Origin of the sequence: Megamonas funiformis, assembly GCF_010669225.1 — a bacterium.
Lineage (GTDB): Bacteria > Bacillota > Negativicutes > Selenomonadales > Selenomonadaceae > Megamonas > Megamonas funiformis.
In genome coordinates, this window is sequence record NZ_CP048627.1 from 2,123,969 (window position 1) to 2,138,833 (window position 14,865).

The window sequence follows — 14,865 nt, forward strand, 5'->3', positions numbered from 1 at the left end:
CTACTATATTAAAAATGCAATATTATTTCAAAATATTTTTAAGAAAATTTTATAAATAGCAACTTTATTTAACATAATAAAAATTATTAAAAATAAATCTAAAGCTAAAAAGACTTTCAAAATCAACATTTTAGCTTTAATAATTTCTTTTGTACATCAAATTTCAATCTAGAAAAAATCTTTCATTAGCAAAAGAATTTTCATTTCAAATGTATCATTCTAAAATTTTGATATAAAATTTCATTTTACATCTATATCCGCCTTATTTTATTGCTTTTAGTCATTATTTATGATATAATATATTAACTCTCGGGGATGTAATGGTTTCGACGGGGGTAGTTGGTGCATGGTAAGCGAGTCGGGAGGTCATCAACCCGTTAGTAAGGTGAAACTTTTATTTAAATATAAAAGCTAACAAAGAATACGCTTTAGCAGCTTAATGCTAACCTCTTTCTATTCTTTTCCCACGTGAATAGAATAGAGGCCAACAGTGGGATACTTAAAAATCAATTCTCGGAGATTTTTAGGGAATTTTATCGAGATAGTAAAATTGTAGCCTGTCTATAGGCGATGATTTTATAAAATTAAAATATAGACTGCACTCGGAGAAAGCTGTGAAACAATACTTTCGGACAGGAGTTCGATTCTCCTCATCTCCACCAAAATCAACAATAATTTTTTAACATAAAAAACCAGTATACTAAACAGTAATACTGGTTTTTATTTATTTTAAGGAGTATTTACTTTGATACAAATTCTTCAAGAACTCTCTATTTTATGTTTAAACACTATTTTCATGTTATTTTTCTTATTGATTAATATTTATCATAAAGAAATTTATTTCACTATAGATAGTACAACACTATTTATCAAGGCTCATATCATAGCCAAACAGCCCATTAAATTTTTATATACTACAATTTGCAAAAGCTCTATCTTATTTCGTTTATTATCGCTCATTTTAATATGTGGTCTTTGTCTATGTCTATTTTTCTATCTCACTAAAAATTTTTCTCTTATTATCTCTACAATATTAGTAATACCGTTGCCAAAAATCTATAAAAATATAGAAATTTGTTTATTTCCTTCTTCATAGAATCCGATTTTGCCGTAGCTACTTTCGTTTAATATAACTCTCCAAAGGCTTAAATTCGGATACAACGAATCCTACACATTAGCATTTTCTTGTTTGTGAAACTATGCTAATTTATACATAGATAAATTTAGTGAAGCATTATAATCTCTATCAATTACTACTCCACAATGTGGACATCTATAAACCCTATCTTTTAGTTTTAAATCCTTCTTTATAGAACCACATTCACTGCAAGTTTTTGACGATGGATAAAATCTATCTGCTATTACTAATCCAATTCCATATAACTCTGCTTTATAAGTTATATACTGTCTAAATTTATTAAAACATTGTTTTCTTACTGAATCAGACAGATGTTTATTTTTTATCATTCCAGAAACATTCAAATCTTCTATTACAATTCTGTATGGTTTGGTTTTCACTATACTTGTTGTAACTTGATGAATATAATTATCTCTAATATTAGTTAATTTTCTATGCATTAGTTTTGTTGTATTCTCTAATTTCTCTATATTTTTAGTTTTGATAAATTGGCAACTTCCTCCTTTTTTAATTTTATTTATCTCATATTTTCTACTAATTTGTCTTTGTTTCTGTTTTAATCTTTTTTCCAAATTTTTAACTTCTTTAGTTTTATTAATATTTTTAAAAACTTTTCCATCTGAACAAACAGCTAAGTCTTTTAATCCTAAATCTATGCCTAATGAAATATCTGTTAATTCTTCCTGCTTTTTATCAACTTCTACTCCTACGGATATATACCAATACTTATTATCATAAGTAACTCTAGGATTATTATATTTAACATCAATAGGTATTTGTTCATTTGTTTTTATCCAACCTACTTTTTCAATTAAAACTTTTTTCTCTTTAACCTTTAATTTTGAAGTATCATTATAAAAACTAGGTTTACTTTTCTTTCTAATTTTAAATTTTGGTTTCTTAGCTAAACCTTTAAAAAATCTTTTATAAGCATTACAAGCGTCTTTTACAGCTTGTTTAGTAACATTATTTGATACTTCATTTAACCAAATTAGTTCAGACTTTTTTAGTTGAGTTAATTCTTTTCTTATGATTCCATCGCTAATAAATTTACCACCATTTTTATAATTTTCTTCCTGTTTCGCAAGAGTATAGTTATAGATAAATCTAGCAGTTCCTACAGATTGCCACAATTTTTGTTCTTGCTCTTTTGTTGGATAAATTCTAACTTTCTTTGCAAGTATCATCTTCTATTAACTCCTTAATCATTTTTTTAGCTTTATTAGCTCTTTTTCCTTGAAGTCTACAACTAAATACAGTAACTATTTGAATTAAATCTTCTACTAACTCTTGTTCTTCAGTTCTCTCTGTATTATCAATAATTTCAATTGTTGCTCCATATTTTTCACAAAGATTTTCTATCAATTCATATCCAAATCTAATTAATCTATCTTTATAAAGAATTACTACTTTCTCAATCTCTGAATTAGTAATCATATCAATTAATTGATTCAGTCCTTTTTTATTATAGTTAATTCCGCTTCCAATATCCGTTATTATCTCAAATTGATAACCTTTTGCAATCATATATGTCCTTACATTTTCAATTTGCCTTTCAAGGTCATCTTTTTGCTTAGTTGAACTAACTCTACAATAACCAACAATTTTCTTATTTATTTTAGTTTTTATCTTCAAACCTAAAAAATTATTAAGTTGTTCTTGAGAATAATATCTTGTACCACCAGTAGTTACATAAGCAGGTTTAAAAGTATTATTTTTATCCCAATTTCTAAGAGTTTGAATTGTTTTCCCTATTTTATCTGCAAATTCTCCTATTGAGTAATATTTCATATTATCACCTCAATAGTATTATATTATAATATTTAAATAATTTGTAGATTTTTATATAAAATTAGATATTATTTATAACAGCTTTAAGCCTCTATCTTTATTCATTATTTACATCTTTTATTATTTGATCTCTTTACTTTCTATTATATTGATAAAAATCATCAATGTCGGTTCTTTTAGTCTAAATTTTATTTTTGCCTTAATCTACATAAATCTATGTCTAATCTATTTTGCTTATCCCTTGAGTTCTAATCTTTTAATTCACAATATTGCTTTTTACTTATCTTTTATCAATCTAATTCTCTGCTATTTACTTTTAGCTAATACATTAAAATTTATTTTGCAAAATATCTTAGCTTATACAAATATCTTCAATCTTAGCAATTTATGGAAAGTAGCCCTACTTATCATTTTTTATTTTCTCAGTACCTTAACATTATTTTGCTATATTGGCAGTATTTATTATGTTAATGCCTACTCTATAAATAATCCAAATATCTTTGATTTATTTTATTATGTAGTCATTGCTTTTGGCACAATAGGTTATGGTGATATTTATCCTACTTGCTATTATACTAAAGCAATCGCTATTCTTATTGTATTTACAAGTATAAGTTGTATAAGTATTATGCTCAGTAGTTTTCTTTCTGTTTCTCATGAAAAAAATAAATAAACTTACAAAAAAGAAGTTATACCTAAACATAGATATAACTTCTTTTTTATTATTCATTTCTAACTGTAACTAAAAATACACCTATAAAAATCAATATACTTCCTATCCAAAAATTCAAAGTGATTTGTTCATCTAAAATTAACCAGCCTAAAAAAGTCCCTACTATAGGTTGAAAAAAGAAAAATAATCCACTAGCACCTGCTTCCATCAATAAAAGACCTTTATTCCAAAGCAAAAATGCTCCTGCTGTAGATACTGCCCCTAAATATACTACCGAACCAATCGCTACAGGATTTAAGATTTCATCCCATGGCAATAAATCTAATGTCGGTATATTAAGTGGTGCTAAGCATACAATTCCTGTTATTACAGCATAAAAATTTATTAATAATGGCGGATATTTACTAGGTATCAATTTTAACATTACAGACATCAATGCCCATGTCAATGCTGCTATGGTAGAAAAAAGTACACCTAATTGTTTATCAAAATCCATATTATCAACGCCAGCAATCATGATTACACCGACAGTGGCTAAAATAACGGATAATATTTTACGCAAAGTGATTTTTTCTTTTAAAAGCCATACAGCAAAAATCAACATAAATGCTGGTGTCGCCGAAGTAACAACTGAACCCATCTGTGCTGAAGAATACATTGTTCCATATTCTTGAGTAACAATAGAAATAGTATGTCCTATTATCCCTATACTGATTAATAATAATATATCTTTTTTATCTATTTTTAGATTAACGCCTTCATAGATTACAACCATTGATAATACCACAAAGGCTACTAAATAACGAAACCATACTAACGGTATTGGCGGTATTATATCCACTACTAATTTTACAGCTACAAACATACCGCCCCAAATACTAGCTGCTATGGTTAAAAAAATTCCTCCTAATACTCTATTTGGCATTTTCAACTCCCTCTACTTCTATTTTTCTATGTAGCTATTTGCTTATGAAATTCATCATAAACAAATAGTTTTTTTATTTTTGTAAACGCTTGTTTATCATTGGCCAAATATCTTTAGTCTCAAAACCTTTTCTCCATGAGGCTACTCCTGCAAGTTTATATTTTTTGACTAAATCTACTTTTAAGCGCAAAGAATTTACATCTTCTTTCCATACACGATATATTTTTCCATCTTCATGATAAGCAAAATATATCTGACCTTCATTTTTTAGCCAAATAGGATATTTGTCTTTTTCTTTCATTAATTTATTGGCATCTTCCATATTTAAGGTTTTAGCCGATACATTACCTTCATAATCTTCTTCCCATAAGCGCATATATAAAGGAATTCCTAAGATGATTTTTTCTGAAGGGACTTGCTCTGTTAAATCTTTTACTCCATTTTCCACCCAATTTAATGATGCTACTGACCCTGCTGTTTTAGATAATCTACCATGCTCATCATATGCCATCAAAACAAGATAATCTACATATTCACCCAATGCTTTTCTATCATAACATTTAGACCAATTTTCCATATCTGAAGCCACCGTTATATCCATAGAGATTATAACTTCATCTTGATGTAGTGCCTCAGTTACTTCTTTCATAAATTCAGTCAATTTATCTCTATCTTCATCATAGATATTTTCTAAGTCAAAATTATAGCCTTCAATATTATAACGATGTGCATAAAATATCAATTGACGAATGATATAATCCTTTGCCTTTTTATCATTTAACCATTTATGTGTCATTTCGGCATTAAAATCATTATGAATTAATGGCCATATTTTATAACCTTTTTCTCTTGCATTTTTCAAATAATTTATATCTATTTTATTTTGAATATGCCCTTGTTCACTATCAATTACAAACCACGATGGTGATATGACATTTACTCCTGGAATCTTATCAATTTTTGATAAATCATTTTCTTCATCAATAACTGGTTGCCATACTAAATTTATTTTTTCTGATGTTTCTTTAGATAAATTATCATTTTGACCTGCTAAACATATTGATATCATCATCATATATATTCCCAAAGTCATATAGATAATTTTTTTACATAAATGCAACTGCTCTTCCCTTCTCCTTATATCAATCATTATTTGCTATAGATTTTTTCTTTTAAAGCTATACCTGTAGGTGTAGTAGCTAGACCGCCAGTAGCTGTTTCGCGTATACTTTTTGGCATAGATTTGCCAATGCGATACATAGCATCAATTACTTCATCTACTGGTATCACTGATTTTATACCAGCAAGGGACATATCTGCTGCCAAAATCGCTACTGTCGTTGCAAATCCATTGCGTTTTACACAAGGAACTTCTACAAGCCCTGCCACAGGATCGCAAGCTAAACCTAATAAATTTTTAATCGCTAAGGCTACTGCATTGCCAATCTGTTCTGGAGAACCACCTGCAAGATGAACTAACGCTCCAGCTGCCATGCCTGCTGCTGAACCACATTCAGCCTGACAACCACCTTGAGCACCTGCAATCATGGCATTATTTTCAATCACCATGCCAATACCTGTCGCTGTAAATAATGCATTACAAATCTGCTCATCATCATAATTATAATGATTTTGAGCAGCAATTAAAGCCCCTGGAACAATACCACAAGAACCAGCTGTTGGGCAAGCAGCTATTTTCCCCATAGCAGCATTTGTTTCTGCTACAGCTACTGCATAAGAAGCTGCTTCTTTGACAAAATCGCCAGCAAAACTGTCTTTAAAAGTGAATAATTTTTGAGCATCTCCGCCGACCATGCCACTGACAGATTTTTGCGTATTATTTATACTTTTTTCTGCTGACTCTTTCATTACTTGCCAAATAGTTTGCATATTTTCTTTAATATAAATCACAGATTTAAAACTATGTGTTGCTTCATATTCTACAACGATATCATCAATAGTTCGCTCTTGAGCATTTGCTATATCTATCAAATCTTGTATGCAAGAAAAATTTATCACAAAATCACCTCATTAAATAGCATCAATTCGTAATACTTTTTTTACACCAATAACTCTACTGCAAGCTTTTACTGCCTCATCAGAAATTGTATCATCAACTTCAATATTCATCAAAGCTTCTGCTCCTCTTTCGCTTCGAGAAACTTTCATATAGGCAATATTAATATTATAGCGTGCTAAAGCTGCAGTAACACCATTTACTACACCTGGCATATCTTGATGTACGATAATTATTGATGGATATTTCCCACTTAATTGTACTTCATAATTATTAACAGCAGAAATAATTATATTGCCTCCGCCAATGGACGCACCTGTAACTTCTATTTTTCTATCTGTTACACCTATCAATTCTATAATAGCTGTATTAGGATGTGCATCTTCTAAATCTACTTTAGAGAAATTAAATTCAATATTTTTCTCTTTGGCTATTTCTAAAGAATTACGTATTCTTTCATCATCTGGTTTAAAACCCATTATACCTGCAATCAAAGCTCTATCTGTACCATGACCTTTATATGTTTGCGCAAATGAACCATATAATTTTATATTTATAATTTTTACTTCTTCACCTAAGATAGCTCTAGCCATCAATCCCAATCTCACAGCACCTGCTGTATGTGAACTTGATGGCCCTATCATTATTGGCCCGATAATATCAAATGCACTTCGCATTATTTCTCCTCCTTAATATTAAAATTTAAATTTTTTATCTTCATCTCCCAATGGTTTATCTTTATCAGGATTATTTTTTAAACTAGGTATGATATTTTTTACATCTTCTTTTGCCTTATTAAAAATATCTTTATATTTATCAGCATATTCGCTAATATCCGGCATATCATCTTTTATCCATGCATTAGCAGCCTTACCTACAGCATAAGTTACAGCCATACCGATTGGAATTTGTAATGGTGGAAATGGTATCAAAGTCGCTAAACTTTGACCTACAAATGTACCACCTAAAGCTCCCACAAAAGCACAGCTAGCCGTTTCATCGAATTTTTTATCATATACATTTGCTATGCGTTTTATCAGATAGATTTCATTAGCAGCTAGAGCAATTTGACCAAGTATAGGTGCTACGACAATTACGCCAGCTCTAGCAGCAGCCCAGCGACATAAAGATTCTACTTCTTGCTCTATTTCCTCTTCCGATTTTATTACCTTCATCAAATCTTTATTCATCAAAAACACTCTCCTTTTATAAAATTTATATCCTAGACTATATATTTTCTCTTTATATAATTAGCTTTTTTTCTCGTCAATCCTCTTATTTCTAATTAAAACAGAAAATAAGAAAAAGCTCAACTATCTACCATTATTTTAGATAATTGAGCCTTTATTTTATCAAAATAATTAATCTATACTAAGTGGCAATACATAACAATAAATTGTAATAAAATGAGCTGCACTGCCTAAAATCACAAAAACATGCCAAATAACATGATTATATGGTATCTTGCGGATTAAATAAAAAATCGCACCAATACTATATAAAACACCACCAGCTACAAGCCACCAAATAGCTTCTACAGACAAAGTATCAAGTAGTGGATTTACGATGGTAACAGCAAGCCAACCCATGACTAAATAACAAATAGTACCAATGACGCGGAAACGATTATAAAAGAAAATTTGAAATACTATTCCCGCTAAAGCCAATCCCCAAACTACGCCAAATACAGCCCAGCCCAAAGTACCATATAGAGCTATCAAAGCAAATGGCGTATAATTGCCTGCAATTAGTAAATATATTGCCGAATGGTCTATACATTTAAACACAGATTGCACTTTTTGACTGCAAAAACTAAAACTATGATACAGTGTCGAAGCTAAATATAATAATATCATGGAAACACCATATACTATGATACTTGTTAAATGCAAAATTCCTTTATCATAGCCATAATACAACATTGCAACCAAACCAATAACAGCTAGTAGCGTTCCCACTCCATGGGTAATCGCATTTAAAATTTCTTCTATTTTTTTTGTGGACTTATATACATATTCTGTACTCATTTTATCGCCTTCTTTCCTACGAGCTTTAAATCTTTTTAACATCAACATTATATCACAATAAAAAATTATTAATAGATAGTATTTACATATTAATTTAATAGGTTTTAATTCTAAAATATAAAATACTATACTTATCAACTCTCATGATGTTTTTGCTTATTTTAAAGTATATTATAGGAATTTATTATCTATTTTTATCAATTAAGAGTTTTTATAAATATATATCTAAATTAAATATTAACCTATTTATAAACTATGATTTTTAAGCCAATCTGACCATAAAACTTGGAAATTATTCTGATGATTTTCCTGCACATATTGATAGAAAACTTCTATCATTTTTGCTTTTTGATTATAATAAGGCGCCTTCCAATTACTGCTAGCAGAAATATCTTCTGTATATGCCACATAATTTCCACCTAATAATAATTGACGATATAATATATCTTTTAATGGTACTTGTGGATTTTTCATCATATCATACATTGCTAAAAATGTTGTTGTTCTTCCTTTACCAGCTTCGCAATGAAAATGTAGCCATGCATCTTTAGGCAAAGATTTATATAGTTTGATAAATTCATCTATATTTTCAGGACTTGGCCAAACGTGGTCAGTTGCTGTTATTCTCACATAATGTAAATTATTTTTCTTCACTAGATTTTTTTCTGTTGTTACTGTTTTTATCAAAAAAGTATCTACTTCATCAGCATTTTTATCGTCATCTAAAGTAGCTCTTTTTGTGTTTTTATTTAGATTAGCTTTCAATAAATTCATTTCCTGACGAATAATTTCTTTTCTTGATTTTCCTATATTCGCCCAATCTCGTTTACCATACCAGCTAACAGCATCATTATTAAAAAATCCATGATTTTCCTGTCTTAAATCCACTATATAAATATCTTTAGCACCATTTTCCTGCAAAGCTTTAGTTAAAGCAGAAAATTGATTTAAAGAAAATTGTGCACTACCTGAAGCTTGTAATTCGTCTAAACCTTCTTTTGTAGGCACATAATTAACATCAATTCCATATTTATCACTTGCCTTTTTGAACTTATCCTTTGATGTGCGAAAATTTCTAGGCAAATTTTCATCATCTTTAGCATCTATGCGCCAAAGATAACCTTTATACTCTGCTGTATCTTTTATATCTTCCACATCAATTGCTAAATTAGATTTTATTTCCATAGCTTGTGCATTTGCCAAAGAAGGTACTGTCATAAATTGCATAATACAAATTGAACTCAACAATAAACTTAAATATTTCAGTTTCATTTTTATCACCTCATATTTAAGTTTAATCATATATATTAAAAAAAACAATAAAAAACTCATAATAAATAGTTTTTATACGAATTTTTTTCAATATAACTATCTATTATGAGTTTTACTTTTTATTTTAATTCATTTTTAACAATATAGATAATCCATTCAGCTACATTTGTAGAATGGTCAGCTATACGTTCTACATATTTACCAATCATTAAATAATTGAGATATGCCTCTACATTTTGTGGATTTTCTTTAATCAATCTAGCTATATCTTCACGAAATCTTTTAAAGTAATTATCTACTACATTATCTGTTTCAATAATTTTTTTAGCTAAATCAACATCAGAATCTCTGAAACATTTTACGCTATCAAAAACCATTTCACGCATAACATTTACCATATCACCAAAATAATCTGGCAATGTTACAGTTTCTTCTTTTGCTAAGCTCATAGTGTATTTAGAGATATCTGCACAATGGTCAGCCATACGTTCAATATCACCAATCATTTTCATGATGGAAGCAATTTCACGCCAGTCTGTAGCTACAGGTGCTTGAGTCAATACTAAACGCAAACATTTTTCATTGATATCATGTTCAGCTTTATTAAACCATACATCATTTTTTATGATTTTTTTTGCTAAAATCTCATTTTTTTCTACTAAATTGTTTATAACTTCATCTAAAGCTTCTTGAAGTTGTGCTCCTACTAATTCTACATCTCTAATTAAACAATCTAATTCATTTATATATTTTATTCTATTAGCCATTTTTATCTCCTTTAAATAAACGCACTATACAAATCAACCAAATCTACCAGTAATATATTCTTCTGTTTTTGGATTTTTAGGATTTGCAAATAACTCTGTAGTTTCTCCGTATTCGATTAACTCACCTAATAAGAAGAATGCTGTTTTATCGGATATACGGCTTGCTTGTTGCATATTATGTGTAACGATTACAATTGTATAATCCTTTTTCAATTCAAGTGCTAAGTCTTCAATCTTCATTGTGGAAATTGGGTCAAGAGCAGAAGTAGGTTCGTCCATCAAGATAACATCTGGCTGAACTGCTAAAGTTCTTGCAATACATAAACGTTGTTGTTGACCACCAGATAAACCAAGTGCAGATTTATTTAAGCGGTCTTTTAATTCGTCCCAAATAGCAGCTTGACGAAGACTTCTTTCTACGATTTCATCTAATTGGCTTTTTTTGCGAATACCATGAATTCTTGGTCCATAAGCTACATTATCATAGATGCTTTTTGGAAATGGATTTGGCTGTTGGAATACCATACCTACACGATGACGAAGTGTAATAGAATCCATTTCTTTATAGATATCTACACCATCTAAATGAATTCTGCCTGTTACTTTTACACCATCTTCTAAATCATTCATGCGATTTAAAGTTTTTAAGAATGTAGATTTACCACAACCAGATGGCCCAATAAGAGCAGTAATTTCATTTTTCTTGATTTCCATGTCAATGCCTTTTAAGGCTTTAAAATTACCATAGAATAATTCCAAATTATCAACATTAAATTTTATATCAGCGTTATTAGCCACGTTTATTTTCCTCCATTTTTCTTATCAAGATAACTACTTAAAAAACGAGCACCTATACTAAATGAAAATACCATTATCATCAAAATTGCTGAGGATAAATTTGCAATATCTGCAGCATTAGGAGCTAAAGCTTCTGTTCTTGATGCCCAGATATTAAGTGCTAAAGTTTCCCCTGGTCTAAATGGATTGAGCGGACATGTTGGGGAAAAAATATTCCAATTTGACCAAACGATATCTGTACTCATACCTGCAGTATATAAAAGTGCAGCAGCTTCACCAAAGCCACGACCAGCAGCTAAGATTACACCTGTCATAATACGAGGCATACAAGCAGGAAGCATTACATAACGGATAGTCTGCCAAAGTGTAGCACCCATACCCATACTACCTTTTTTATATCCAGGAGGTAATGAGCGGAAAGCATCTTCTGTTACTGTTGTAATCAAAGGTAAACTCAAAATAGATACAGCTAAAGCACCTGCAAATAAATTCCATTGAGAACCTGTCATTACAATAAATACTAAATAACCAAATAAACCTACAACGATAGATGGCAATGAGGATAATGTTTCAATACAAATTCTTAAAAATTTTGTAGTTTTTCCTGGTTTTGCATATTCAGCCATATAAATACCAGCTGCAATCCCAAGAGGAACACTTACAAGCAAAGATAAAAATACTAAATAAATAGTGTTAAAAAATAGATTACCTATACCATTTCTAGTAAAGGAAAACATATTCGGAGTAAAATTTGCAAAACCTTTAATAATTACATATAAAGTAAAAGCCAACAATAATAATAAGAAAAAACCAGCGACAACATAAAAGAAGCCAGTCATCAATTTATCCATAAATTTGGCTCTTTGAATTACGCTCATGCCTTATGGCCTCCTTTAGCTGAAATATAATGAATAATGAAGATAAATACTAAGGAAATGATGAATAACAATAAAGCCATAGACCATAAAGCTATATTGTATTCACTGCCTTCCATCGCCCCACCCATATCGGAAGCAATAGCTGCTGTTAAGTTTGTAGTTGGGGATAAAAGACTTTCTGGAAAAGCTTTCATCTTACCGATAACCATTGCTACTGCCAAAGCTTCACCGAATGCACGAGCAAGACCTAAAACAATAGCAGTCATCAAACCGGATTTAGATGCTGGTATTACAACTTGACTGATTGTCTGCCAACGAGTAGCACCCAAACCATAAGATGCTTGACGGAAAGATTTTGGAATACTTCTAATCGCATCAGCAGATAAGCTAGTAATTGTTGGATAAATCATTACTGCTAAAACAATACTTGCTGCTAGTACAGAAAAACCAAATTTTAAATCAAATAAATCTTTGATAAATGGAACTAAAATTGTAAGACCAATCCAACCATATACAACAGAAGGAATACCTACAAAAATTTCTACAGCTGGTTGAAGAATTTTTCTACCAATCCCTGGAGAAATTTCTGTCATGAAAATCGCACTTGCAATACTAAATGGTGTTGAAATCAAAAGTGCTAAAGCACAAGTGATAATTGAACCAAAAATGAATATTGCTGCACCGACTTTACCGCCACCTTGAGCATTATCGGCTGGTGCCCATTGTGAAGAAAATAAAAATTCACCCACGCTATGACCATATGTAGTGAATATACCTACACCTTTGTAGCATAAAAATGCCCCAATGGCTAAGGTTATAATTATCATTAATAAACCGCAAGCTGTGATAATCCCTCGCCAAATATTATTTTGACGATATACAGCTGTATGTGATGATTCCATTTTGACACTCCTTTGATAAAAATTAGCATTTATTTTGGCAAAAAAAATGGGCGAAAATTCATTCGCCCAATTTTCTATTCTAATTATCTCTGAACTTGCATTTTGCTAGTTACACCGTAACCTTGAGCTTCCATGGATTTACCATATTCATCAGACATAATAAAATCTAAATATGCTTTTACAGTAGCATTAGGTTCGCCTTTAGTATACATATGTTCATAACCCCATACAGGATAAGTACCATTGTATGTGTTTTCTAAAGTAGGAGCTACACCATCAACAGAAACAGTTGCAACATCTTGATTGTTTACAAGATAAGATAATGCTACATAACCAATTGCACCTTTGTTATCTTTAATGCTCTGAAGTAAAGTACCAGAGTCATCTGTTTCTAAGGATTTATTAGAAGCTTCTTCAGCTCCACCTAAAGCAAATTCTTTAAATAATGCACGAGTACCAGATGTAGAAGGACGAGTGATTAATACGATTTCTTCATCAGGACCGCCAACTTCTTTCCAGTTTGTGATTTTAGCAGTGAAAATATCTGTTAATTGTTGTTTTGTTAAAGATTTTACAGTTGCTGCAATATCTTTATTTACTACTGGAGCCATTGTTACAACGCAAACTTTATGGTCAACTAAACCATCAGCTACAGCTTTATCAAGTTTTGTATCAGCAGCTACATCAGAGTTACCGATATCTACAGAGCCATCAGCAACTTGTTTAAGACCTGTACCAGATCCGCCACCATTTAATGTGATAGAAACTTCTGGATGTAATTCTTTAAATTTATCAGCAGCGTCTTTAGCTAAAGGTAATAACGCAGAAGAACCTGATCCTGTAATACTACCAGAAAGACTGCTAGAAGATGCAGCTTTATCATTAGAAGCAGTATCACTACCACAACCTAAAATACTAAGAGACATCATTGCGACAACGCCAAGAGATGCTAATTTTTTCCAATTCATAATACCTTAATCCTCCTAAAAATACCTTGCAATTAATTTGTTGTACTTAGTATACTCACTCAATGTAAAGTTACAATGACTTTTCTGTAAAATTTAAAATAAATATGACAGAATTAATTTATAATTCTCTTACAATGTGAAGAAAATGTAAAATTTTTTACAAATAGATTTTAAATTTAACAAAGATAAATAAAATATTTTCCAGTTTTTGACAAATCCTTGACAATTGACTTTTTGACTAATATACTTAAAATATGAATGTATTTTAGTTTTAACAATATAAGGAGAAAAATTATGCGTTGCACAAAATGTAATCACGAATTAGATGAACATGGTATCTGTCCGAATTGCTATCATATCCACGATGTGCAAACTATGAGTAATCGAGAAATCAATAATTTTGATGGTATTACAATCGAAGACGAAAATAATTATCGCAAAGAAACAACTCAAGAAAATCAGCAACAATATCAACAATCTTATAATAATAGATATTATCGTTCACCACGTTCTAGTGGCATAAAAGTCCGTTATATTAATCTTGGAGGAAAATCCTCTTCTAGCTGGCTCACTCGAGGTTTAATGGCTATTGGCGGTATTGCTATCATTGGCTTTTTCTTTTTTGTCGCACTACCTGCACTTTTAACCTTACTTGGCGTCGGAGTCGTAGCTTGGCTTATCTTTCATTTCTTTAAACGTTAAAAAAACG

General features: G+C 30.4%; 16 protein-coding genes and 1 other RNA gene. 3 read left to right on the forward strand and 14 right to left on the reverse strand.

Annotated elements, in window-relative coordinates; genetic code table 11:
• Positions 1 to 311 precede the first annotated feature (311 nt).
• Positions 312 to 662: a transfer-messenger RNA gene (gene ssrA / locus GXM21_RS10695) on the forward strand.
• Between the two features lie 535 nt (positions 663 to 1,197).
• Here the strand turns inward: ssrA and GXM21_RS10700 are convergent.
• Together GXM21_RS10700 and GXM21_RS10705 are read right to left on the reverse strand one after the other, a co-directional pair.
• Complete coding sequence (locus GXM21_RS10700) at positions 1,198 to 2,325, reverse strand: RNA-guided endonuclease InsQ/TnpB family protein (RefSeq protein ID WP_008539719.1); 1,128 nt, start codon at positions 2,323 to 2,325, stop codon at positions 1,198 to 1,200.
• On the reverse strand, positions 2,303 to 2,929 hold the full coding sequence (locus GXM21_RS10705; protein ID WP_163604708.1) for an IS607 family transposase: 627 nt from the start codon (positions 2,927 to 2,929) through the stop codon (positions 2,303 to 2,305). The genes GXM21_RS10700 and GXM21_RS10705 overlap by 23 nt, the downstream gene beginning before the upstream one ends.
• A gap of 241 nt (positions 2,930 to 3,170) precedes the next feature.
• Here GXM21_RS10705 and GXM21_RS10710 point away from each other — a divergent pair, with 241 nt between their 5' ends.
• Entirely contained in the window at positions 3,171 to 3,602 is a 432-nt protein-coding gene (locus GXM21_RS10710) for an ion channel (protein ID WP_163604710.1), read from the forward strand.
• Between the two features lie 49 nt (positions 3,603 to 3,651).
• Here GXM21_RS10710 and GXM21_RS10715 read toward each other — a convergent pair whose 3' ends face one another.
• The 12 genes from GXM21_RS10715 to GXM21_RS10770 form a co-directional block, all read right to left on the reverse strand.
• Positions 3,652 to 4,527, reverse strand: a complete 876-nt coding sequence (locus GXM21_RS10715; protein WP_008539717.1) for a DMT family transporter — start codon at positions 4,525 to 4,527, stop codon at positions 3,652 to 3,654.
• 73 nt (positions 4,528 to 4,600) lie between these two features.
• Positions 4,601 to 5,647: a glycosyl hydrolase family 18 protein gene (locus GXM21_RS10720; protein ID WP_008539716.1), complete on the reverse strand. Its 1,047-nt coding sequence runs from the start codon at positions 5,645 to 5,647 to the stop codon at positions 4,601 to 4,603.
• A gap of 29 nt (positions 5,648 to 5,676) precedes the next feature.
• Positions 5,677 to 6,546: an L-serine ammonia-lyase, iron-sulfur-dependent, subunit alpha gene (gene sdaAA, locus GXM21_RS10725; protein WP_008539715.1), complete on the reverse strand. Its 870-nt coding sequence runs from the start codon at positions 6,544 to 6,546 to the stop codon at positions 5,677 to 5,679.
• 12 nt (positions 6,547 to 6,558) lie between these two features.
• Positions 6,559 to 7,221 carry an L-serine ammonia-lyase, iron-sulfur-dependent subunit beta gene (gene sdaAB, locus GXM21_RS10730; RefSeq protein ID WP_008539714.1) on the reverse strand — a complete coding sequence of 221 codons (663 nt, stop codon included), beginning with the start codon at positions 7,219 to 7,221 and terminating at the stop codon, positions 6,559 to 6,561.
• Positions 7,222 to 7,239: 18 nt separating this feature from the next.
• On the reverse strand, positions 7,240 to 7,734 hold the full coding sequence (locus GXM21_RS10735; RefSeq protein ID WP_008539713.1) for a hypothetical protein: 495 nt from the start codon (positions 7,732 to 7,734) through the stop codon (positions 7,240 to 7,242).
• 171 nt (positions 7,735 to 7,905) lie between these two features.
• Positions 7,906 to 8,571 (reverse strand): PAQR family membrane homeostasis protein TrhA, encoded by a 666-nt coding sequence (gene trhA / locus GXM21_RS10740; protein WP_008539712.1) that lies wholly within the window; start codon positions 8,569 to 8,571, stop codon positions 7,906 to 7,908.
• Between the two features lie 246 nt (positions 8,572 to 8,817).
• Positions 8,818 to 9,843 carry a phosphatase domain-containing putative toxin gene (locus GXM21_RS10745; RefSeq protein WP_008539711.1) on the reverse strand — a complete coding sequence of 342 codons (1,026 nt, stop codon included), beginning with the start codon at positions 9,841 to 9,843 and terminating at the stop codon, positions 8,818 to 8,820.
• Positions 9,844 to 9,962: 119 nt separating this feature from the next.
• On the reverse strand, positions 9,963 to 10,610 hold the full coding sequence (gene phoU / locus GXM21_RS10750; protein WP_008539710.1) for a phosphate signaling complex protein PhoU: 648 nt from the start codon (positions 10,608 to 10,610) through the stop codon (positions 9,963 to 9,965).
• 33 nt (positions 10,611 to 10,643) lie between these two features.
• Complete coding sequence (gene pstB / locus GXM21_RS10755) at positions 10,644 to 11,408, reverse strand: phosphate ABC transporter ATP-binding protein PstB (RefSeq protein ID WP_008539709.1); 765 nt, start codon at positions 11,406 to 11,408, stop codon at positions 10,644 to 10,646.
• 2 nt (positions 11,409 to 11,410) lie between these two features.
• Positions 11,411 to 12,286, reverse strand: a complete 876-nt coding sequence (pstA, locus tag GXM21_RS10760) for a phosphate ABC transporter permease PstA (protein WP_008539707.1) — start codon at positions 12,284 to 12,286, stop codon at positions 11,411 to 11,413.
• Positions 12,283 to 13,188: a phosphate ABC transporter permease subunit PstC gene (gene pstC / locus GXM21_RS10765; RefSeq protein WP_008539705.1), complete on the reverse strand. Its 906-nt coding sequence runs from the start codon at positions 13,186 to 13,188 to the stop codon at positions 12,283 to 12,285. The genes pstA and pstC overlap by 4 nt, the downstream gene beginning before the upstream one ends.
• Positions 13,189 to 13,271: 83 nt before the next feature.
• Complete coding sequence (locus tag GXM21_RS10770; protein WP_008539703.1) at positions 13,272 to 14,156, reverse strand: phosphate ABC transporter substrate-binding protein; 885 nt, start codon at positions 14,154 to 14,156, stop codon at positions 13,272 to 13,274.
• 294 nt (positions 14,157 to 14,450) lie between these two features.
• Here GXM21_RS10770 and GXM21_RS10775 point away from each other — a divergent pair, with 294 nt between their 5' ends.
• Positions 14,451 to 14,858 carry a hypothetical protein gene (locus tag GXM21_RS10775; protein WP_008539702.1) on the forward strand — a complete coding sequence of 136 codons (408 nt, stop codon included), beginning with the start codon at positions 14,451 to 14,453 and terminating at the stop codon, positions 14,856 to 14,858.
• The last annotated feature ends 7 nt before the right edge of the window (positions 14,859 to 14,865 follow it).

Bases quoted from the DNA above. Each gene is read 5' to 3' on its own strand.
- GXM21_RS10700 (WP_008539719.1), bottom strand. From the start codon at position 2,325: ATGATACTTGCAAAGAAAGTTAGAATTTATCCAACAAAAGAGCAAGAA.
- GXM21_RS10705 (WP_163604708.1), bottom strand. From the start codon at position 2,929: ATGAAATATTACTCAATAGGAGAATTTGCAGATAAAATAGGGAAAACA.
- GXM21_RS10715 (WP_008539717.1), bottom strand. From the start codon at position 4,527: ATGCCAAATAGAGTATTAGGAGGAATTTTTTTAACCATAGCAGCTAGT.
- sdaAB (WP_008539714.1), bottom strand. From the start codon at position 7,221: ATGCGAAGTGCATTTGATATTATCGGGCCAATAATGATAGGGCCATCA.
- GXM21_RS10735 (WP_008539713.1), bottom strand. From the start codon at position 7,734: ATGAATAAAGATTTGATGAAGGTAATAAAATCGGAAGAGGAAATAGAG.
- trhA (WP_008539712.1), bottom strand. From the start codon at position 8,571: ATGAGTACAGAATATGTATATAAGTCCACAAAAAAAATAGAAGAAATT.
- GXM21_RS10745 (WP_008539711.1), bottom strand. From the start codon at position 9,843: ATGAAACTGAAATATTTAAGTTTATTGTTGAGTTCAATTTGTATTATG.
- phoU (WP_008539710.1), bottom strand. From the start codon at position 10,610: ATGGCTAATAGAATAAAATATATAAATGAATTAGATTGTTTAATTAGA.
- pstA (WP_008539707.1), bottom strand. From the start codon at position 12,286: ATGAGCGTAATTCAAAGAGCCAAATTTATGGATAAATTGATGACTGGC.
- pstC (WP_008539705.1), bottom strand. From the start codon at position 13,188: ATGGAATCATCACATACAGCTGTATATCGTCAAAATAATATTTGGCGA.
- GXM21_RS10770 (WP_008539703.1), bottom strand. From the start codon at position 14,156: ATGAATTGGAAAAAATTAGCATCTCTTGGCGTTGTCGCAATGATGTCT.
- GXM21_RS10775 (WP_008539702.1), top strand. From the start codon at position 14,451: ATGCGTTGCACAAAATGTAATCACGAATTAGATGAACATGGTATCTGT.